General features: G+C 54.2%; 22 protein-coding genes. 11 read left to right on the top strand and 11 right to left on the bottom strand.

Annotated features, from left to right (window positions below):
* Positions 1-25 precede the first annotated feature (25 nt).
* The 6 genes from pal to ybgC all read right to left on the bottom strand — a co-directional run bounded on the left by pal (position 26) and on the right by ybgC (position 4,437).
* Positions 26-541: a peptidoglycan-associated lipoprotein Pal gene (pal, locus tag NAI64_RS01190; protein WP_269296982.1), complete on the bottom strand. Its 516-nt coding sequence runs from the start codon at positions 539-541 to the stop codon at positions 26-28.
* 21 nt (positions 542-562) lie between these two features.
* Positions 563-1,852 (bottom strand): Tol-Pal system beta propeller repeat protein TolB, encoded by a 1,290-nt coding sequence (gene tolB / locus NAI64_RS01185; protein ID WP_269296980.1) that lies wholly within the window; start codon positions 1,850-1,852, stop codon positions 563-565.
* Complete coding sequence (locus tag NAI64_RS01180; RefSeq protein WP_269296978.1) at positions 1,849-2,769, bottom strand: cell envelope integrity protein TolA; 921 nt, start codon at positions 2,767-2,769, stop codon at positions 1,849-1,851. Before NAI64_RS01180 ends, tolB begins: the two co-directional genes overlap by 4 nt.
* Positions 2,770-2,787: 18 nt before the next feature.
* Positions 2,788-3,231, bottom strand: a complete 444-nt coding sequence (locus tag NAI64_RS01175; protein WP_269296976.1) for an ExbD/TolR family protein — start codon at positions 3,229-3,231, stop codon at positions 2,788-2,790.
* 11 nt (positions 3,232-3,242) lie between these two features.
* Positions 3,243-3,926: a protein TolQ gene (gene tolQ / locus NAI64_RS01170; protein ID WP_269296974.1), complete on the bottom strand. Its 684-nt coding sequence runs from the start codon at positions 3,924-3,926 to the stop codon at positions 3,243-3,245.
* Between the two features lie 88 nt (positions 3,927-4,014).
* Positions 4,015-4,437, bottom strand: a complete 423-nt coding sequence (gene ybgC / locus NAI64_RS01165) for a tol-pal system-associated acyl-CoA thioesterase (RefSeq protein ID WP_269296971.1) — start codon at positions 4,435-4,437, stop codon at positions 4,015-4,017.
* Between the two features lie 560 nt (positions 4,438-4,997).
* Here ybgC and NAI64_RS01160 point away from each other — a divergent pair.
* Positions 4,998-6,749, top strand: a complete 1,752-nt coding sequence (locus NAI64_RS01160) for a SulP family inorganic anion transporter (protein ID WP_269296969.1) — start codon at positions 4,998-5,000, stop codon at positions 6,747-6,749.
* Between the two features lie 168 nt (positions 6,750-6,917).
* Here the strand turns inward: NAI64_RS01160 and dcd are convergent, their stop codons facing one another.
* Entirely contained in the window at positions 6,918-7,484 is a 567-nt protein-coding gene (dcd, locus tag NAI64_RS01155) for a dCTP deaminase (protein WP_269296967.1), read from the bottom strand.
* Positions 7,485-7,702: 218 nt separating this feature from the next.
* Here dcd and NAI64_RS01150 point away from each other — a divergent pair, with 218 nt between their 5' ends.
* From NAI64_RS01150 to NAI64_RS01125, 6 genes are read left to right on the top strand one after another with little or no spacing between them, the layout of a single operon-like run.
* A complete protein-coding gene (locus tag NAI64_RS01150; protein ID WP_407946899.1) occupies positions 7,703-8,305 on the top strand; it encodes a YqgE/AlgH family protein in 603 nt (200 codons plus the stop codon).
* Positions 8,306-8,350: 45 nt separating this feature from the next.
* Positions 8,351-8,752: a Holliday junction resolvase RuvX gene (gene ruvX, locus NAI64_RS01145; RefSeq protein WP_269296962.1), complete on the top strand. Its 402-nt coding sequence runs from the start codon at positions 8,351-8,353 to the stop codon at positions 8,750-8,752.
* Positions 8,733-9,245 carry a bifunctional pyr operon transcriptional regulator/uracil phosphoribosyltransferase PyrR gene (gene pyrR, locus NAI64_RS01140; RefSeq protein WP_269296959.1) on the top strand — a complete coding sequence of 171 codons (513 nt, stop codon included), beginning with the start codon at positions 8,733-8,735 and terminating at the stop codon, positions 9,243-9,245. The genes ruvX and pyrR overlap by 20 nt, the downstream gene beginning before the upstream one ends.
* Positions 9,238-10,197, top strand: coding sequence for an aspartate carbamoyltransferase catalytic subunit (locus tag NAI64_RS01135; protein ID WP_269296957.1), 960 nt, complete (start codon positions 9,238-9,240; stop codon positions 10,195-10,197). The genes pyrR and NAI64_RS01135 overlap by 8 nt, the downstream gene beginning before the upstream one ends.
* Before the next feature lie 30 nt (positions 10,198-10,227).
* Complete coding sequence (locus tag NAI64_RS01130) at positions 10,228-11,520, top strand: dihydroorotase (RefSeq protein ID WP_269296955.1); 1,293 nt, start codon at positions 10,228-10,230, stop codon at positions 11,518-11,520.
* Positions 11,521-11,532: 12 nt separating this feature from the next.
* Positions 11,533-12,330, top strand: a complete 798-nt coding sequence (locus NAI64_RS01125; RefSeq protein ID WP_269296953.1) for a lysophospholipid acyltransferase family protein — start codon at positions 11,533-11,535, stop codon at positions 12,328-12,330.
* Here the strand turns inward: NAI64_RS01125 and NAI64_RS01120 are convergent.
* Positions 12,233-13,081, bottom strand: a complete 849-nt coding sequence (locus NAI64_RS01120; protein WP_269296951.1) for a symmetrical bis(5'-nucleosyl)-tetraphosphatase — start codon at positions 13,079-13,081, stop codon at positions 12,233-12,235. The genes NAI64_RS01125 and NAI64_RS01120 overlap by 98 nt on opposite strands.
* A 209-nt stretch (positions 13,082-13,290) precedes the next feature.
* Between NAI64_RS01120 and NAI64_RS01115 the strand changes: the two genes are divergently transcribed.
* The 4 genes from NAI64_RS01115 to dksA all read left to right on the top strand — a co-directional run bounded on the left by NAI64_RS01115 (position 13,291) and on the right by dksA (position 16,732).
* Positions 13,291-13,971, top strand: a complete 681-nt coding sequence (locus NAI64_RS01115) for a DUF484 family protein (protein ID WP_269296949.1) — start codon at positions 13,291-13,293, stop codon at positions 13,969-13,971.
* Positions 13,972-13,980: 9 nt separating this feature from the next.
* Positions 13,981-14,958: a tyrosine recombinase XerC gene (gene xerC, locus NAI64_RS01110; protein ID WP_269296947.1), complete on the top strand. Its 978-nt coding sequence runs from the start codon at positions 13,981-13,983 to the stop codon at positions 14,956-14,958.
* A gap of 146 nt (positions 14,959-15,104) precedes the next feature.
* Positions 15,105-16,121 (top strand): CobW family GTP-binding protein, encoded by a 1,017-nt coding sequence (locus tag NAI64_RS01105; protein WP_269296945.1) that lies wholly within the window; start codon positions 15,105-15,107, stop codon positions 16,119-16,121.
* 167 nt (positions 16,122-16,288) lie between these two features.
* The gene (gene dksA, locus NAI64_RS01100; protein WP_269296943.1) at positions 16,289-16,732 is read left to right on the top strand and encodes an RNA polymerase-binding protein DksA; all 444 of its coding nucleotides are present in this window, start codon (positions 16,289-16,291) and stop codon (positions 16,730-16,732) included.
* A gap of 96 nt (positions 16,733-16,828) precedes the next feature.
* On the opposite strand, the gene NAI64_RS01095 is transcribed toward dksA, so the two are convergent.
* The 3 genes from NAI64_RS01095 to mrdA form a co-directional block, all read right to left on the bottom strand.
* A complete protein-coding gene (locus tag NAI64_RS01095; protein WP_269296941.1) occupies positions 16,829-17,833 on the bottom strand; it encodes a septal ring lytic transglycosylase RlpA family protein in 1,005 nt (334 codons plus the stop codon).
* Positions 17,834-18,024: 191 nt separating this feature from the next.
* Entirely contained in the window at positions 18,025-19,134 is a 1,110-nt protein-coding gene (gene rodA / locus NAI64_RS01090) for a rod shape-determining protein RodA (protein ID WP_269296939.1), read from the bottom strand.
* Positions 19,135-19,140: 6 nt separating this feature from the next.
* On the bottom strand, positions 19,141-21,108 hold the full coding sequence (gene mrdA / locus NAI64_RS01085) for a penicillin-binding protein 2 (RefSeq protein ID WP_269296937.1): 1,968 nt from the start codon (positions 21,106-21,108) through the stop codon (positions 19,141-19,143).
* Positions 21,109-21,175 lie beyond the last annotated feature (67 nt).

Raw genomic sequence — 21,175 nt, 5'->3', positions numbered from 1 at the left:
AAAAAACAGGATGTTTTTTTCATAATCACTGATAGACAATATCGGCACGACGATTTTCAGCCCATGCCGCTTCATTGTTGCCCAGAGCCTTCGGTTTTTCCTTGCCGAACGAAACCGCTTCCATCTGGCTGTCAGGAACACCCATCAGGGACATTGCCTTGCGAACGGCTTCGGCACGTTTCTGGCCCAGCGCCAGATTGTATTCACTGCCGCCACGATCGTCGGTATTGCCCTGGATAATGACCTTGCGATTGCCGTGACTGTTCAGATAACGTGCATGTGCATCGACAACCGGCTCGTATTCGCTCTTGACGACATAGCTGTCGAAGTCGAAGTAAACGCTACGCTGTGCCAGTTCGCTATTCGGATCATTGAGCGGATCCGAGGAAACGGCATCGACCGTACCGACCTGGCGTGCATCGGCAGACGAACCCGTCCTGTCCTCGATCGGCGCCGATTCATCCAGCTTGACAGACGAACCGCAAGCAGTCAGCGCCAGTACACCGGATACAATCACAACCAGTTTCTTCAGTTCAAACATGACTCTTCCTCTTTATCAATGTTATTTCATGAAAGGACCCCATGAGGGTTCACGAACATCGGCTGCCTTCATGGTCAGACGCTGTTTGACACGTCCATCCACCGACACCACCGACAACACACCCCGACTGCCAGCACCCGTTGCATACATAATGAACTGGCCATTCGGAGAAAAACTCGGTGACTCGTCACGCGACGTATCGGACAACCGCTGTTCCTGACCGTTTTCCAGATCCATCAGATACAACTGGTATCCGCCGCCCCTGCGCGAAATATACGCCAGCGACTTGCCATCCGGCGACACCCGCGGACTGATATTGTAGCTGCCCGCGAACGTCACACGTTTCGCTTCACCACCATTGACACCAATCCGGTAAATCTGCGGCCCTCCGCTGCGATCGCTGGTAAAGTAGATCCAGCGGCCATCGGCCGAAAATTGCGGTTCCGTATTGATGCTGCGGGTATTGGTCAACTGTTGCAAGCCACCACCACTGGAATTGACAGTATAAATCTGCGTATAACCGTTCTTCGAGAGAGCCACCGCCAGTTTGCTACCGTCAGGCGACCATGCCGGCGCCGAATTGTTGCCCTTGTAATTGGCGACGACCGTACGCTGGCGCGTCACCAGATTCTGTACATAGACAACCGGCTTTTTGGCCTCGAACGATACATAGGCGACCCGCGTACCGTCCGGCGACCATGACGGGGAAATGATCGGTTCGCTCGATCTCAAGGCCACCTGCCGGCCTTCGCCGTCGGAATCGGCGATTTCCAGACGGTATTCCCTGCCCGACTTGACCACATAAGCAATCCGGGTGCTGAACATCCCCTTGATACCGGTCAGTTTCTCATAAATATCGTCCGCGATCTTGTGTGCCGTCACCCGCGTCATGTTCGCAGGCGCGACCATTGACAGGGCCGACAACTGGGAAGCCTTGCCCAGATCGTAAAGACGGTAACGAACATCGATTTTTCCGTTCGCCGTTTTTTGTACCGTACCGGTCACCAGCGCATCGGCGCCATTGGCTTTCCATTGTTTGTAATCGATACTGGCCGACTCCGGCACGACGGCATCGGTTCCGACCAGCCGGAAAAGACCGGTGCGTGCCAGATCTGCCTTGATGATATCCGTGATTTTCTGCGGTGTGCCCGTATCGTTGGCAAAACCTGCGATCGTCACAGGAATCTGGCTGGCGCCCACACCGGAAATCTGGATATTCAGATGATCCTGGGCCAGCGCGGAAGCAGCCATCAGCCATGACAACCCCAGCGCCCATAAAAAACGGCATAACGATTTTGTATTCACATTCATCCCTTCGGCTTGTGCGTCAGTGTAAACCCGGACGGTACACGTCCCGACCGGTCTTTGGGATACGGAGCGGATTTTTCAATAGCCCTCAACACCGCTTCATCAAACCCTGCAATACCCGACGATTTCCGTTTGCGTATATTACGCAAAGTTCCGTCCGGTAGCAATTCGACGTCATAAATGACCGGCGGATTGCCTTCCAGCGAAGCCGGCACATTAAACGATGTATTCGACTTGATTTTCGCCGCCACTTTCTGGATATAACCACCGTCTGCCTTGCCTGGGCCGGTTGAATACGGTGACGTACCGGTACCACCGCTGCCCGTCGGACCATGCGTGGCCGTTCCGCCTCCACCGGAACCCTTGCCCTTGCCGCCGCCGCTGCCGCCTCCGGCAATCCGGCGTGCTTCCTGATCAAGCAAGGCACGTGCACGTTTGGCGGCCGCCGCATCGGCTTTCTGTTTCTTTTTGGCATCATCCGCTTCTTTCTTGCGACGTGCCTGTTCTTCCTGCTGCCTGAGCTGTTCAGCCTGTTTCTGTTCGGCAAGTTTCTTTTGTTCTGCCTGACGTTGCGCCTTTTTGCGTTCCTGTTCCAGCGCGATATCGGGCGGCGTATCCCGAACCGGTTCGGGCTCGGCCTGATGACGCTGTGCAGGCGGCGGTGGAGCGGGTTCATTGACGGCTGCCTGTTCCGGTACCGGTTCCGCAGCTGCCAACTCGGAACGTTCACCTGCCGCCAGCGGTGCCGCTTCACGAACCTTGATATCCCAGACTTCCGCTTCGACCATATCGCCGGTATCGGCTTGCCAGCTCACACCGACCCACAAAAAAGCCACCAGTGCAAGATGCACCGCCAAAGCCAGCACAAACGCCGGCTTCATTTTCTTTTCCTTGGGAATGGACAACAGACCGTTTTCCATGGCGCGACAACTATCCTCTTACCGCGTTGCCAGACCAACCCGACGGATACCCATCTTCTTCGCGTCGGATATCACCTGGATGACCTCGTTGTAGATAATATTCTTGTCCGCTGCGATCAGTACCGGCAAATCCGGATTTTCGGCATGCAAAATCTGAAGGTTTTTCATCAATGCATCCCTGTCGGGCACCGATTCGAACACATCCCTTCCCTTGCCGGGACGATGAATACCGATTTCCGCAGACACATCCGGTCTGAGCGAAATCTGGATATAGTCAGAAGGTGGCAAGGCCGTCCGTTCAGCCGAAGGCAAATCGACGACACCGGGATTGGTCACAGGTGCCACCACCATGAAAATGACCAGCAGCACCAGCATGACATCGATATACGGCACCACGTTGATCTCGGACTTGAACTTGTTTTTCCGCGTCCCTCGCAATGAACCTGAAAACTGTTCGGACATAATGGCACCTGTTATGACTGTCTCTGGAGAATATTGGAAAATTCTTCGACGAACGTTTCAAAACGGATGGACAGACGGTCGATATCGTGAGAATAACGGTTATAGGCGACCACTGCCGGAATCGCGGCGAACAGACCGATCGCCGTGGCGATCAATGCTTCGGCGATCCCCGGTGCGACAGTGGCCAACGTGGCCTGATGGACATTGGCCAAACCGCGAAATGCATTCATGATCCCCCAGACCGTACCGAACAACCCGACGTATGGGGAAACGGAACCGACCGAAGCCAGAAACGACAGATGGGATTCCAGGCTGTCCATTTCACGCTGATATGCCGCACGCATCGCACGGCGTGCCCCGTCGAGAAGCGCCACGGTATCCTGGGTCGAATGTCCGGCGATGGTATTTTTGCCCTTGATATATTCTCCCATTCCGGCATAGAAAATCCGTTCCAGCGCACCGGTCTTGTTATTGCTGCCTGCACGCTGGTAAAGGCTTTGCAGATTGCCACCCGACCAGAAAGCGTGTTCGAAATTCTCGGTTTCGACCCGTGCATTCTTGATGGCGAACATTTTCTGGAAAATAAACGTCCAGCTCAAAAGCGAAACGACAAGCAGCAACGCCATAATCAGCTGCACAAGCAGCGAAGCATTGGATATCAGCGAAATGAACGATAAATCCTGGGAAACTGTCATTTTTCAGTGTTAACAATAAGTTGAACTTCAAACCGTCTCCATGTGAAACGGTTCATCCTTTACTTTTTCCGGTAATTCGCCGGTTCTCTCACTCACCTGTTTCCCGGCGTACCGCAACCATCTTTTCCGCCACATCACCGGGAATCGGCACCGGACGCATCGTCTGCCTGTCCACACAGACAATCGTCACCTTCGCACTGGAAAGCAGGGTATCACCGCGCCAGACTCCCTGTTCGAACCCCAGCGAAGCCCCCTTCATCCATGCCACCTCACTGGTCACCTGCAAGGCATCGTCCAGAACGGCAGAACGCCGGTAATCGACCGATACGTTTTTCACGACGAACAAAATACCGTATGCTTCTTTCAGAAACTGCTGGCCGATACCGAGCGAACGCAGCCACTCGGTGCGCGCACGCTCGTAAAATTTCAGATAATTGCCGTAAAAAACGACCCCACCCGCGTCGGTGTCTTCAAAATACACCCTGACGGGCCATGTAAACCGTGATGACATCTTTTTTTCCGAAATCGGGAATGCACATAAGCTATCGCTTAATAGAATAACAATCAAGCCTTATTTTCCCTCAGGTACGGCACGACCGGCGCCCCCTGCCTCGATGCATGCCGAAGCCCCTGCAATCCGCCACACCACACAACTGCATACCATCCACCGGATATCGGCAAAGCGACCTGTATGCCACCGCCCTTTCCTGCAACCGTATTCGCCATATTATCCGTGCGACGTTCCCGTCACACTGCTTTTCAATCCAATCGTTTCAACTGAAAAACACCGTATAAAAAAGTATATCAGCACCGCTCAAATATGAAAACGACAAAGGTATTTATATAAAAAAATAATAAGAATATCGTTCCGTCGCCATTTCAGAAAATCATTATCCAGAGACACCATGAAAACAGGCGTCAGATACTGACGAAACAGGAACGTTTGTATTATCATTTAACAGGTTTTTATCCTCGTATTCTTAATGGTTTTTCCACCATTTATACATGTTTCCGGACAAAGAGGGTCATAAATCGCACAGTCAGTATCATCCCACCCAGGAAGTAAAAAACATGAGCGTAAAACAGCATATTTCTACTGCCTTGCGTAAATTTCCGATCGCACGCTTTTATCCGGCGACCATGTCGCTGCTCAAAGGTTATTCCGTCGGCAATTTCACCAGCGACCTTTCCGCAGGCCTGACCGTCGGCATTGTAGCTCTGCCACTGGCCATGGCTTTCGCCATCGCTTCCGGCCTGACACCTGAAGCTGGTATCTACACCGCCATTTTCGCCGGTTTCCTGATATCCCTGTTCGGTGGCTGCAAAGTCCAGATCGGCGGCCCGGCAGGCGCGTTCATCGTCATCGTGTATGGCATCATCGCCCAGTACGGTGTACAAAACCTGCTGATCGCAACCTTCATGTCCGGCATTTTCCTTTTCCTGATGGGGCTGTTCAAAATCGGCAGCTTCATCCGTTTTATTCCGGTATCTACCGTCATCGGGTTCACCAACGGTATCGCCGTCCTGATCGGCCTGTCACAGGTCAAGGATTTTCTCGGACTGGAAATCCAGAAAATGCCTGCCGATTTCTTCTCGCAGATCAAGGCACTGTACGGCGCCATCAACACCATCAACCCATATTCGATCGGCCTTGGTGCCGCTTCGCTCCTGATCGTCTTTCTGTGGCCACGCACCTGGACAGCCAGCAGTTCGGCACTGAGACGCTGGATGGCCCATATCCCCAGCACCATTATCGTGCTGGTCATCATGACATCCCTGGTCACCTTCTTCCATCTGCCTGTCGAAACCATCGGCAGCCGCTTCGGTGGCATTCCGCAATCGCTGCCGACATTCGTGGTTCCTGAACTTTCCCTGGAATCGTTTGAACAGCTGATCCGTCCGGCACTGACGCTGGCACTGCTCGGCGCCATCGAATCACTGCTTTGCGCCCGTGTGGCAGATTCCATCATCCATGACCGGCATGATCCCAACCAGGAACTGATGGGACAAGGCATCGCCAACTGTGTCGTTCCTTTCTTCGGTTGCATGCCATCGACCGGTACCATCGCACGTACCGTCACGAACATCAAGAGCGGTGCCGTATCGCCGGTAGCAGGCATCATCCATGCCCTGACACTGCTGGTCATCGTTCTGGCAGCCGCTCCTCTGGCGGCCAATGTCCCGCTATGCTGTCTGTCGGCCATCCTGCTTTTCATGGCTTTCAACATGGGCAACTGGTACGAATTCATCCGCCTGCGCCAGTTCACCATGTCCTACAAGGCCACGCTTTTGGCCACCTTTTTCCTGACCGTCATTTTCGATCTGACCGTCGCTGTGGAAGTCGGTCTGGCCGTCGCATCCCTTTTCTTCATGTACCGCATGAACACGCTGACCCGTGTGCTGCCTATCACCCTGCCACCCGATGTTCCTGAAAAGGTTCAGGCATGGCTGATGGAAGGCGCGCTGTTTTTCGGTTCCATTTCAAAACTGGAAGCGGCGACAGACCCCAAGGTCATCACCTCGCCGGATGCCCCTGACGTCATTATTTTCGACTTCCGTGAACTCATTTCCCTGGACAACAGCGCCGGCGATATCATCGAGGGTTTCCAGCGCAATCTGGCCGCCAATCACAAGGTTCTGATCATCGCCAATGCGACAGACCATCCATTGCAGCAACTCAAACGTCTGCGACTTGATACCGTTCTCGGCAAGTATCTGGCTCCCGATATGGAAAGTGCCCTGTTACTGGCACGCGAAGCACTGGAAGAAATCCGTGTTTTCCGTGAAAAAGTTGCACAAAACAACCCGACGGCAAAACACTGATTCATGACAGGCCGGTTCCGACCGGCCGCTTCCGCAAAAAAAAAACGGCTCATTCAGAGCCGTTTTTTTTGATTCATCCACGAAAACCAGCTTTTACCCAGCGTCAGGCCTGAAACTTCGGGACCATCGCAGCATGACAAAACCTGCGTTCGACAGACAAGCCCGTTCCTACGCCTTAGGCAAGGTCACGCCGACCTGTCCCTGATATTTGCCGTTTCTGTCACGGTACGATGTTTCGCACACTTCGTCGCTTTCGAAAAACAGCACTTGTGCGCAACCTTCCCACGCATAGATCTTGGCAGGCAACGGTGTCGTATTGGAAAATTCCAGCGTGACATAACCTTCCCATTCAGGCTCGAAAGGCGTCACGTTGACGATAATGCCGCAACGGGCATACGTCGATTTTCCCAGACAGACCGTCAGCACATTACGCGGAATACGGAAATACTCGACCGTTCTGGCCAGCGCAAATGAATTGGGCGGAATGATGCAGACGTCGCTTTTGACATCGACGAACGAATTTTCATCGAAATTCTTGGGATCGACGATCGTGCTGTTGATATTCGTGAAAATCTTGAACTCATCGGCACACCGGATATCGTAACCGTACGAGGAAACACCGTAAGACACGATCTTCCTGTCGTCGATGGAACGGACCTGACGAGGCTCGAACGGCTCGATCATTCCATATTCCTCAGCCATGCGCCGGATCCATTTATCAGACTTGATACTCATTTTGACTGGCAGAATAAATTTTGTCGCAATAGCGAAAACCAATCCTGTTTTCGCTGCAAATTTTGCATATTCTACCCTGCTTTGCGCCCAGAAAGCCATTCTCCGATCCCCCGAACGGTCATAAAACGGCAAAGCAAGACTTCCGTGGCAAACACGCAGCCGAAAATCCTCAAGACATGAGTGGAACATGCGAACACTGATACAATATCAAAAGGCAAATGCAACAGCGAAAAACCGCTGCCGGATTATCAACCATACGACAAACAGCCATGAACCTATCGAACCATTTTCTGATCGCCATGCCATCGATGCACGATCCGATCTTCGGTGGCAGTGTCGTATATCTGTGCGAACACAACGAGCGTGGCGCACTCGGCGTCGTCATCAACAAACCGATGGACATCACCATCGATCATCTGCTGGAACGGCTGAACATGAAACTGGAAATCCCGGCACCGATCCGGAAACCCGTCATGTTCGGAGGTCCCGTGCAGGAAGATCGCGGATTCGTCCTGCACTCTCCCGATGCCGAATTCACCTCAATGCTTAAAATATCGGATCAGGTCGCTTTCACGACATCGCGCGATGTACTCGAAGCCATCGCATCCGGAACCGGTCCTGAAAGAATGCTGGTAAGCATCGGTTATGCCGGATGGAGCGCCGGCCAGCTTGAAGACGAAATCAGCCACAACGGCTGGCTGACTGTCGCTGCCGATCCGGCCATCATGTTCGACTTGCCCATCCATGAACGATACAATGCGGCGGTCCGTCTCCTGGGCTTCGATCCGTCACGACTGGCAAGCGAGGTAGGACATGCATGATCCCTTTTTACCGTCCGTTGCCGGCATAACAGGTACAAAACAGCCATGAATACCGGTTCCGCAGTCATACTCGCCTTCGATTTCGGACTGAAGCGTATCGGATGCGCCATCGGCAACGACCTGTCAAAAAGCGCGCGCCCGCTGACCGTCATCCACGCCGAATCCAACGACAGGCGTTTTGCCGAAATCGGGAAACTCATCAGCGAATGGCAACCGGCGAAACTGGTCGTCGGTCTGCCTTTTTACCCCGACGGCACGGAACATGAAATGACGAAACGCTGCCGTCGTTTTGCCAACCAGCTGCACGGCAGGTTCTCACTGGATACAATACTGGTCGATGAGCGGTATACTTCATCCGTTCTGAATTTCAAACCCGGCGAAGCGGACGATGCCCATGCCGCCGCCCTTATTTTGCAACAATACCTCGATGAACCCATCCATAACTGAACTGAATGCGGAAACGCTTTACCGCAAACTGCTGACCCAGGTACGTCAGGCACTCTCGGACGAACCGAAAGTCGCCATCGTCGGCATCCGTTCCGGCGGCGCATGGATCGCCGAACGCATCGTATCCGACCTGCAACTGGAAAACCCGCCCGGTTTTATCGACGTTTCCTTTTACCGGGACGACTACGCAGAAAAGGGACTGCCTGCCGAAGTGAAACCGACACAGATTCCCTTCGATGTGGATGGCGCCACCATCTTGCTGATCGACGACGTGCTGTATACCGGACGAACGACCCGCGCCGCCATCAACGAACTGTTCGACTACGGACGCCCTGCACGCATTCTGCTGGCCGCCCTGATCGACCGTGGCGGACGGGAATTGCCGATCGCTGCCGATTTCGTCGCTGCAAACGTCTCGCTGGACAAAAACGAGAAACTGGTTTTGCAACAATCCGATGACAACTCTTTTTCTCTGACGGTGGAAAATGCCTAATCCTCAACTAAACAGCAACGGCGAGCTGCGGCACCTGTTGGCCCTGAACGGTTTGCCGAAAGATATTCTCACCTACATTCTGGACACCGCTTCCTCATTCGTCAGCGTCTCGGATCGGGAAGTCAAAAAAGTGCCCCTGATGCGCGGCAAAAGCGTATTCAATCTCTTTTTCGAAAATTCGACCCGTACCCGGACGACTTTCGAAATCGCGGCCAAACGCCTGTCCGCCGACGTCATCAACCTCAATATCGCATCGTCCTCGACCAGCAAGGGGGAATCCCTGCTCGACACCGTGGACAACCTGACCGCCATGAGCGCCGACATGTTCGTCGTCCGTCATGCCCAGTCCGGGGCACCGTTCCTGATCGCCCGCCATCTCAATGAAAACGGACTGGATCATATCCATGTCGTCAATGCCGGCGACGGACGTCACGCCCACCCGACACAGGGACTTCTGGACATGTACACGATCCGGCACTACAAAAAGGACTTTTCGAACCTGACGGTCGCCATCGTCGGCGACGTACTGCACAGCCGTGTCGCACGTTCGGATATCCACGCCATGAAAACGCTGGGCGTTCCCGAAATCCGCGTCATCGGCCCGACCACCTTGCTTGCACCGGCCATGAAAGACATGGGCATCCGCATGTTCAACGACATGAACGAAGGGCTCAAAGGCGTCGACGTCATCATCATGCTGCGCGTACAAAACGAACGTATCAACGGCGCCCTGCTGCCGTCGGCACAGGAATTTTTCAAAAGCTACGGGCTGACCCCCGAACGACTTGCACTGGCAAAACCGGACGCTATCGTCATGCACCCCGGCCCGATGAACCGTGGTGTCGAAATCGACTCTGCCGTTGCAGACGGCGATCAGGCCGTCATCCTGTCGCAGGTAACCTACGGCATTGCCGTCAGAATGGCCGTCATGAGCATTCTGGCAGGCAACTGACAACAGGACAGTTTTTGAGGACATACCGAAATGAAACTTCTTATCGAAAACGGACGGCTGGTCGATCCCGCCAACAAGACCGACGGCATCCGCAACATCGCCATCGCCGACGGGAAAATTTTCGCTATTGCCGAAGGGGGACAACCGGTACCCGGCTTCACCCCTGACAGAACGATTGACGCCGATGGACTGGTCGTCGCCCCTGGCCTTGTCGATCTGGCGGCACGCCTTCGCGAACCCGGATACGAACACAAGGCAACCCTGGAATCCGAAATGCAAGCCGCCATCGCCGGCGGCGTCACCAGTCTGGTCTGTCCGCCCGATACCGACCCGGTACTGGACGAACCCGGACTGGTCGAAATGCTGAAATACCGTGCAGCCGCCAGAAACCAGGCGCACGTCTACCCGCTGGGTGCATTGACCGTCGGCCTCAAGGGTGAAAAACTGACGGAAATGGCCGAACTGACCGATGCCGGTTGCGTCGGCTTTTCCCATGCCAACGAACCCATACCCGATACCGAAGTCTTGCTGCGCGCCCTGCAATATGCCAATTCATTCCAGTATTGCTCCTGGCTGCAACCGGAAGATCCGTTTCTGGCGAAAAACGGCATGGCGCACTCCGGTCGCGTTGCCGCAGGTCTCGGACTTATCGGCATCCCGTCCATTGCCGAAACCATCAGCCTGCATGCGATATTCGAACTGATGCGTGTCACCGGTGCACGGGTACACCTGTGCCGCCTGTCCACAGCCAAAGGCATCGAACTGGTGCGGCAAGCCAAAAAAGAAGGCTTGCCCGTCACCTGCGACGTCGGCATCCATCACCTGCACCTGACCGAAGACGACATCGACTATTTCGACAGCAACGCCCGTCTGACGCCCCCCCTTCGCTCGGAGGCAGACCGTGATGCGATCACGCAAGGCCTGCTCGACGGAACCATCGACGCCATCTGCTCGGATCACACGCCGGTGGATGATGACGAAAAACTCCTGCCGTTCGGCGAAGCCTCACCGGGCGCAACCGGGTTGGAACTACTCTTGCCGCTTACCCTGAAATGGGCCATGGAACACTGCGACAGTTCCGACATGCTCAGTCAGGCCATCGCCAGAATCACCGCCGAACCTGCACGCATACTCAAGCTGCCATGCGGTCGCATCAACGTCGGCGAGGCAGCCGACATCTGTATTTTCGACCCTTCGGCACGCTGGACAGTCAGCGCTTCGGAACTGGCCAGCCAGGGCAAACATACTCCGTTTCTCGGAAAGGAAATTCCGGGACGCGTCCGCATGACCATCATCGGCGGACGCATCGCCTACGAACGATAAACACCTGCTGCCATGAGATCGTTTTTCTGTTTTTTCCGCCTGCTGCTCCATACACTGGGCGCTTTTGTATACGGCACTGTCGTCTATCCGTTCATCGACAACGACGCGAAAAACCGCTATGTCCAGAAATGGTCTAAAAAACTGCTGGACATCTGCGGTGTGACCGTAAAAATCGTCAATCCGGAACTGCTGTCATCACGGGCGCTCATCGTCGCCAACCATGTTTCCTGGCTCGATATTTTCCTGATCTATTCAGTCGTATCGGGACATTTCATCGCCAAGGCGGACATGGCGAACTGGCCCATGGTCGGTTGGCTCTCGCGCAAGACCGGCACCCTTTTTCTGGAACGCAGCAGCGCGCGAAACCTCAAGAGCACACTGGAGACACTGGTCAAGAACCTTCAGGCACGGGAACGCTGTATTTTCTTTCCGGAAGGCACGACCGGCCGACAGGGAAAAATGCTGCCTTTTCACCCCAATCTGTTCGAAGGTGCGATCCATGCCGGTCTGCCTGTCCAGCCGTTCGCATTGCGCTACATCGACCGTAACGGACAATACGAACAGGCCGTCGATTCCAGCGGCGACATCAGTCTGGCACAAAGCATGAAAAACGTATTCAATTCCGATTACATCCTGGCCGAACTGACCGTCCTGCCGGTCATGGACACTGCCGGCATGCATCGCAAGACACTGTCCCAGCAGGCACGTGAAGTCATTGTTTCCGTTCTGCCGCAGGAACAGTCCCAGGCTCCAGAAAACCGGGGCAATCCACCTGAAACAGCGCGCGATCGTCAAGACGCACAGCCGTAAGTTTCCCGCCCCAGACACAACCGGTATCCAGCGCAAGCAGATTGTCGCGCAGCATAAGACCCAGCGTGGACCAGTGACCGAACACCACGGTATCATGCCGGGTCTTTCTGTCTGGCACTTCAAACCACGGCATATAGCCTTCAGGTGCCGTATCCGTTCCCATCTTGCTGGCGAATTCCATCTGTCCGTCAGCCGTACAGAAACGCAGGCGCGTCAAACCGTTCACGATGCAGCGCAGGCGTGCGCTGCCCGTCAATGCATCATCCCATTTGTCCGGCGAATTGCCATACATCTCCGCCAGAAAATCCTTCCAGTCCGGACCACGCAATACCGTTTCGACCTCATGCGCCAGCGCCAGCGTTTTTTCCATATCCCATTGCGGCAATACCCCGGCATGCACCATCAGCATTCCCTCACCGATGGCATATGCCATCGGTCGATGCCGCACCCAGTCGATCAACGCATCTCTGTCCGGTGCATCCAGAATCGGCTGGATCGAATCTCCTGCCTTCATCGGACGGATACCACAAGCGATCGCCAGCAAATGCAAATCGTGATTTCCCAATACCGATACCGCCCGGTCCCCCAATGCCTTCACCTGCCGCAATGCCTCGAGAGAAGCCGGCCCACGATTGACCAGGTCACCGGCAAACAACAATCCGGCATCCGGCGTTTCACGTTCGATCATCGCCAGCAACTGTTGCAACTGCGGCTGGCACCCCTGAATATCACCCAAAGCATACGTCGTCATTGTATTTTCAGCTCAAAACAAAAAATTCCAGTTTAAACGAGATTGCCAGAATCGCCCTCTGAAACGTTGCCCTGCAGGCACAACGACATCTTTTCGCCGATCTGGCAAACAAGCACAATACAGATTTGCACACCAGCCAAACCATCCCGACTTCGGCTCGGTTAAAATGGCGTTTTCAACTGACCCCATCGTTAAAAACCGGAACGACCATGACGCAGGCTATCGACTCACAGACCGTTGTCCAATATCTCCTTGAACACCCCGATTTTTTCGAACACCATGCAGACATCCTGCCGGAACTGAAACTGACCAGTCCGGTCATCGGCAAAGCCATCTCACTGCATGAACGCCAGATCGAGGTACTGCGAAGCCGCAACAAGGCACAGGAACTGAAACTGTCCAGCCTGATGCACAACGCACGCGAAAACCGTCAACTCATGGACAAGATTCTGGACTGGGCCTGCCGCCTGATGCAATATCGCCATAATGACGACATGCCACGTGTCGTCATCGACACGCTCAAGGCCACATTCAACGTTCCGGACGCCAACCTGCGGCTGTGGGATACCCTGCCGGAACATGCACAACGCTGGTTTGCACAACCTGTCGACGAAACGATCAGACAATACGCCAATAACATGGAGACCCCTTTTTGCGGCAGGGTCACCCAGCAAAACCACGATATCATCCAATGGCTCGCCAACCCCGCCGGCATCCGCTCCGCTGCCATCATCGTCTTGTCCTGCAACGAAGCCGCCACGCCCGACGGCCTGCTGGTTCTCGGTTCGCCGGATGCCACACGCTTCCAGAATGCGATGGCGACCGATTTTCTGAGCCTCATCGGCAAACTGGCCAGCGCAACGCTGACAGACCTGTTCGCGGCCGTCTGACCATAGACCATGACCGACAAACCGTACACTGCCGGTTTCATATCCCGCTATCTGGACATGCTCGCCGGACAGCGACAACTGTCGGATCACACGCTGGAAGGCTACCGACGCGATCTAAAAGAACTGTCAGCGATGGCAGAACCGCTCACCTTGCCAGAAATCCGCCCAGCCGATCTGCGCCGTTTCATAACACGCCTGCATGCCGGCGGCCTTTCACCACGCTCCATCAGCCGGAAACTCTCGGCATGGCGCGGTTTCTTCCTGTGGCTGCTTGAAGAAAACATCATCACCGCCAATCCGGCCGAAGACATCCACGCCCCCCGCAAGGACAAACCGCTGCCCAAGGCACTGCCGGTCGATGAGGCCGTCCGGCTGGTCGCGACCGTTACCGGTGACGATGACGACACGCCGGACAGCAAAAGCCGTGCGCTTTGCGACCATGCCATGTTCGAACTGCTTTATTCAAGCGGATTGCGCGTCTCCGAGCTGGCAGGACTCGACATCCATGCCGTCCGGCAACCCGGGTACATCTCCGCAGGCTGGATCGATCTGGACGAAAAAGAAGTCACCGTCACCGGCAAAGGCAACAAGACCCGCACTGTTCCTGTCGGCGATGCCGCCATCAATGCCATCCGCAACTGGCTCACCGTCCGCCCCACGTCCGATACCGAAAGCGACATCCGGCATGCTCACGCCCTCTTTCTCAATTCCCGCAGACGACGCATGTCCCCCCGTCTTATCCAGTCCCGACTGAATGAACACGCACGCCGTCTGGGATTGCCAGTCCATGTCCATCCGCACGTCTTGCGGCATTCATTCGCCTCGCACCTGCTCCAGTCATCCGGCGATCTGCGCGCCGTACAGGAATTGCTTGGACACGCATCCATCGCATCCACACAAGTCTATACGGCACTGGACTTCCAGCATCTTGCCAGCGTTTACGACGCGACCCACCCGAGAGCGCACAAGAAAAAAAACACGCCATAAACAGGACCGCTGTCTTCTCATGAAGCCCTCACAGGCAACAGGCTTGATTTCAGGGCGCTAAAAAAGCATACTTTTACCGGATACCGACGCCGGTACCATACGGCAACCGGCCAACCGGACGACTAGAAAAAACTGCATTCGATGCCATGTCACTGATACCCGTTACCATCATCACCGGCTTTCTCGGCGCCGGAAAAACCACCCTGCTCAACCGAATCCTCAGGGACAACCAGCACAAACAACGTATCGCCGTCATCGAAAACGAATTCGGCGAAGAAAACATCGACAGCGACATCCTCGTACAGGACGATGCCGAACAAATCGTCGAAATGAGCAATGGCTGCATCTGCTGCACTGTCCGCAGCGATCTTGTCACCGCCCTGACGAGGCTGGCCGACAAACGCCGAAACGGAGATATCCGTTTCGACCGTGTCGTGATCGAAACCACTGGCCTGGCGGATCCCGGACCAGTCGCGCAAACCTTTTTTCTGGAAGACGATGTCGCCAAGGACTACATGATCGACGGTATCGTCACCCTGATGGATGCCGTATTCGCCATGCGGCAACTCGACGAATACGAACAGGCACGCCAGCAAGTCGGTTATGCCGACAGGCTGTTGATATCGAAAACCGATCTGGTCAGCGCCGACGATGTCGAACTGCTGACTTTGCGTTTGCGCCGGATCAACCCCCATGCGACTATCCACACCGTCGATTTCGGGCGCATTCCTGTCGCCGAAGTCCTCGATCTGCGCGGATTCAATCTCAGCTCGAAAATCGATCTGGATCATGACGGACACGACCACGACCATCACCACCACGACCATGTTTGCGGTGCGGATTGCGACTGTTCCCACCACCTCGACGACATCAACTCCTTTGTCTTCCACAGCAAAAAACCGTTCGATCCCGACAAGCTCAACGACTTTTTCGATCGGATGATCACCCTGTTCGGCCCACAAATGCTCCGTTACAAAGGCGTGCTCTATATGAAAGACGCCGACCGGAAAGTGGTATTCCAGGGCGTACAACAACTGATGGGAACGGATGTGGTGGAAAAATGGGACGACAAGCACCCGCCTGAAAGCAAACTGGTTTTTATTGGCAAAAACCTGCCCAGGACAATTTTTATCGAGGGACTTCATGATAGTCTTGCACAATGAAAAATACCGGAAAAAAATTTCCCCGTTTATTGCCATGAGCTTTTGACAGATATCATCTTGTCGATTAAATTTCATTGCATGGTATTTCAAACCATAGTGCAATACATGCCGCAATAAACTGCCGGTTATTTATTCATTGATCTATTGAGGCAAAGGAAACAAAACAAGTGAATACCAAAACCAGAAAGCCGACTCAGACCGTTCCTCTGCTCACCGAGGAAGAAATCCTCAAGATGAGCGATGACGACTACATGAATCCTGCACAACTGGCCTTTTTCAAGAACCGTTTGCAGCAAATGGAACGCGATCTCATCAGAAACGCGGGCCAGACCACCGAAAACCTGAGAGAAACGACTCTGGTTCCCGATCCGGCCGACCGCGCCACGATCGAGGAAGAACATGCGCTTGAATTGAGAACACGCGACCGTGAACGCAAACTGCTGAAAAAAGTGAAACAGTCTCTGGCCAGCATCGAATCCGGCGACTATGGCTGGTGTATCGAAACCGGAGAGCCGATCGGCATCGCACGGCTCCTGGCCCGTCCTACCGCCACCCTGTCCCTGGAAGCACAACAACGGCGTGAACTGAAACAGAAACTGTACGGCGACTGAGCAACCGATCCGGCAAAAAAGGCAGGTGATGCACCTGCCTTTTTCCGTTTGTACATGCCAGCGCGACACCTCCGCATCGCGCGCAACCGTTCATCCCTAACGACGAACGACAAAAGAACTGGTTCCCATACTCTTCATTTCTTCCACAACCTGTGTCGCCTCGGCCAGTGTATTGAACGGTCCTGCAAACAGCTTGTAATAGTTCCCCGACTGCACCACTTCCAGCGACGGCAGACGATGTGCCCAGTTCAGCGAAAAACTGGCCTGATACGATTGCGCATTGCTGGCCTCCTGATAAGCGCCCAGCTGCAGATAATAGGCCTGTCCGCCGGAAACCGTTTCCTGTTTCGCTGGGGCCGGTGTATCAGCCTGTGCGACGACCGTCGCGGGTGGTGCGGCAGTTTCCTGTTTTTCCGTCACGACGGGAGCAGCAGCCACCTGTGGCTCACCGATCGGCGATCCAGCATTCTGTCTGGCCAGATTGATCCGTTCGATCTCATCGGGCAACAACAACTCCACTTCCACCCTGCCGCTACCCTTTTCCAGATACCCCAGCTTGTATGCCGCCGTATAGGAAAGATCGATAATACGATTGGACAGGAAAGGACCACGATCATTGACCTTGACGATCACCTGTTTCCCGGTTTCCAGACTGGTGACCCGCGCATAGCTGGGAATCGGCAAGGTCGGATGAGCAGCCGTCATCTTGAACATGTCATACGGTTCGCCCGATGAGGTTTTCTGTCCGTGGAACTTTTTGCCATACCAGCTGCCTACCCCCTGTTTCCGGTAAGCGCTCAGCTGCGTCATGGGTGTATACGTCTGACCGAACACAACATAAGGCTTGTTGGGTCCGCTGGCCAATTTCTCGACCTTCGGCTCTGCATCCGGAATTTCCAGAAGATTGTCCGGCACCTCGTCCATCGGGCCGTCATCCAGATAATAGCCCCCTCCTTTTTTGACCTTGACCTTGCCTGCCTTCTTGGATGCAACCTTGCCGGACGACTTTTGCGTAGTACCGCAACCGGTCAGCGTCAACGCACAAACCGATGCCAGTATCGCCGTCAAAACCAGACCATTGCGACTTTTTTCAGACAACATTTCACTACCCCGTTTGATCCCTTCAACCCGCATGAAACATCATGGCTTCAAAACCGGTTAAAAAAGAAAGCACTAGCGACAAAATCTCAGTCAATACTCAAAGTATAACCCAACTTGACGCTTTTGTTCATTCAGCAGGAATCCGCCAGGTTTTCGCCGGCCGGCTGAAAAACGGTCCGTACATAACCATCTCAGGTCTGCACCAGTTTGCGATGTCGCTGGATACTCATCAGAATGCCGGTTCCCAATCCCAGTGTCACCATCGCCGTCCCGCCATAACTCATGAATGGCAAAGGCACACCGACAACCGGCAAAATCCCGCTGACCATGCCCATATTGACGAAGGCATACATGAAAAACATCATGGTGATCGCCCCTGCCAAAAGTCGTGAAAACACCGACGAGGCATGCAACGCGATCACAAGTCCCCGCGCGATCAGCAGCAAATACAACACCATCAGCACGATATTGCCGATCAAACCGAATTCTTCGGAAAAAACGGCGAAAATGAAGTCCGTCGTACGTTCCGGAATGAAATGCAAATACGCCTGTGTTCCCTGCAACCATCCCTTTCCGGTGACACCGCCCGAACCGATAGCGATAACCGACTGAATGATATGAAATCCCTTGCCAAGCGGATCGGAAGTCGGATCGATCAGCATCATGACACGATGCCGCTGGTAATCATGGAGCAATGTCCAGATAATCGGCATACATGCCAGTGCACCCACCACCATGGCAGCAATGGCTTTCCAGGCCAGTCCGGCCAGAAAAATGACATAAAAACCGGTTGCAGCCACCAAAAGTGCCGTTCCCAGATCGGGCTGTTTCATGATCAGTCCGGCAGGAATGGCCAACAACAACATTGCCATGGCATATTCCTTCCAGCCGATATGCCCTTCCCGTTTCTGGAAAAACCATGCCAGCATCAGCGGCAACGCGATTTTCATGATTTCCGAAGGCTGGATGATGATACCGAGATTGAGCCAGCGACGCGCCCCTTTCCTGATCAGCCCAAACATCGCCACGGCCAGCAGCAAGGCAATCCCCACCGTATAAATCGGAACGGCAAATCGCATCAGCGTCTGCGGCGGTACACTGGCTGCGATCCACATAATGACGAAACAGATCAGGATATTGCGAAGCTGATCTTCGACACGTCCCGGAAAATCGATACCGGCCGAATACAGCGTGATAATCCCGACCGACATGATAAGAAAAACGATCAGTGCCAGCGGTCCATCGAACACGTTCATCCACATCCTGATCCGGTTGCGTATCACATCCTGGTATCCATTCATGATCTGTCACTCTTCATCCGTACTGTCTTCATCGGGAATCGCCGGCGTTATCATCGGCTGGACATCCTCATCCGGCATATCGGGATATTCCGCTGAATCCGTCACTGCCGGCACAACAGGCGTCGGTGACGACTTCTTGCCGAGCAGGAAATAATCCATCGCCTTTCTGGCGATCGGCGCCGCCGCCGTCCCGCCGAAACCGGCATTTTCGACAATCAGCGCAATGACGATTCTGGGATTGTCCACGGGCGCAAATGCGGTATAAAGCGCATGATCCCGCTTGTGTTCCGCCAGCACCGCCGCATTGTACTTTTCGTTCTTGCCGATACCGATCACCTGTGCTGTCCCCGTTTTGCCGCCGGAAATATAACCGGCGCCACCGAAAACCCTGGCAGCCGTCCCTTCCGTCGTCACACCGACCATCGCACGCTTGACGACATTGATATTTTCCTGTTTAAGATCAAGTTTGACCGTTTCCGTCACGACAGGCCGGCGCTCGTGCGTCACACCATCCTCGATTTCTTTCACCAGATGGGGGCGTGCGGCCGAACCGTTATTGACCAGCAATGCTGTCGCAAAAGCGAGCTGAACCGGTGTAAACGTGTTATAGCCCTGCCCGATCCCCAGCGAAATCGTTTCACCGGCATACCATTTCTTCTGCGCCGGATTGCGATAAGCGGACTGTTTCCATTGCGTCGAAGGCAAAATCCCCTTCCGTTCATGCGGCAAATCGATACCCGTCTTTTCACCGAAACCGAACTGTTTCATGAAATCATGCATGGTATCGACACCCATTTCCGAAGCCAGCACATAGTAATACGTATCGCATGACTGCACGATCGATTTGTACATATCGACGATCCCATGTCCACCGACCTTGTCATCCCGGAAACGGTGATTGCCATAATTGAAATATCCCGGATCATTGATGGCCGCCTGCGGCGTGCGGTATCCCAATTCCAGTGCTGCCAGGGCCATGAAAGGCTTGTAAGTCGAACCGGGAGGATATGCACCACGAACCGGCCGGTTGATCAGCGGCCGGTTGATCGACGTATTCAGCGCATCCCAGTTCTGCTGGTCGATACCATCGACAAACAGGTTCGGATCGAAAGTCGGTTTGGACACATAAGCGAGAATCTCGCCAGTCGACGGATCCATCGCCACCAGCGCACCACGCCGTTTGCCGAACGCTTCTTCAACCACCTTCTGCAACTCGATATCGATCGAGAGAATCAGATTGCTTCCGGGTACCGTCGAACGGGTGGAAAGCGTGCGGACAGCCCGACCGCTGGCCGAAACCTCCATTTCCTCGTATCCCGTCACACCGTGCAGGATACTTTCATAATTTTTTTCGATCCCTTCCTTGCCATAATGCGTCGTCCCCTGATAATTGGTTTCCTCTTCCTCAGGCAAACGATCCATATCTTTCTGGCTGATTCTCCCGATATATCCGATCGCATGAGACGCCACCTCGCCCAGCGGATATTGCCGGAACATCCTGGCCTGGACTTCGACCCCCGGAAAACGGTAACGCTGTACCGTAAAACGCGCCACTTCCGCATCGGTCAGCTTGGACTTGAGGACAACACTTTCAAAACGTTTCGTTTCTTCCATACGCCTTTTGAAACGTTTGATCTCGAAAGGCGAAATTTCGACAAGCTCCGACAGTTCACCGATCACTTCATCGACTTTTCCCTGTATCTTGGCAGGCGTGATCTCCAGCGTATAGGCCGAGTAATTGTCGGCCAGCACCACCCCGTTACGATCGGTAATCACGCCCCGGGCCGGCATGGTCGGCACAATCGAAATCCGGTTTTCGTCAGCCTGCGCCGCATAATTGCTGTGACGTATGATCTGCAACCACACGAACCGCAACAACAACAGAAAAAAACAGAACAAAACGAAAATGGCAAGCGCCATGATCCGTTTCCTGAAACGGTGCAATTCACCATCGGTATCATTCAGATGCGACATCGCCTTACCCCGTCCCAAAAGCACTGACCAGACAAGCCGGACATCGATTCAGCCAAAAAGTCCGCCT

Origin of the sequence: Oxalobacter paeniformigenes, from assembly GCF_027158465.1 — a bacterium.
Classification (GTDB): Bacteria; Pseudomonadota; Gammaproteobacteria; order Burkholderiales; family Burkholderiaceae_D; genus Oxalobacter; species Oxalobacter paeniformigenes.
The sequence above is the reverse complement of the archived record's forward strand: the minus strand, read 5'-3'. Positions and strand labels throughout refer to the sequence as shown.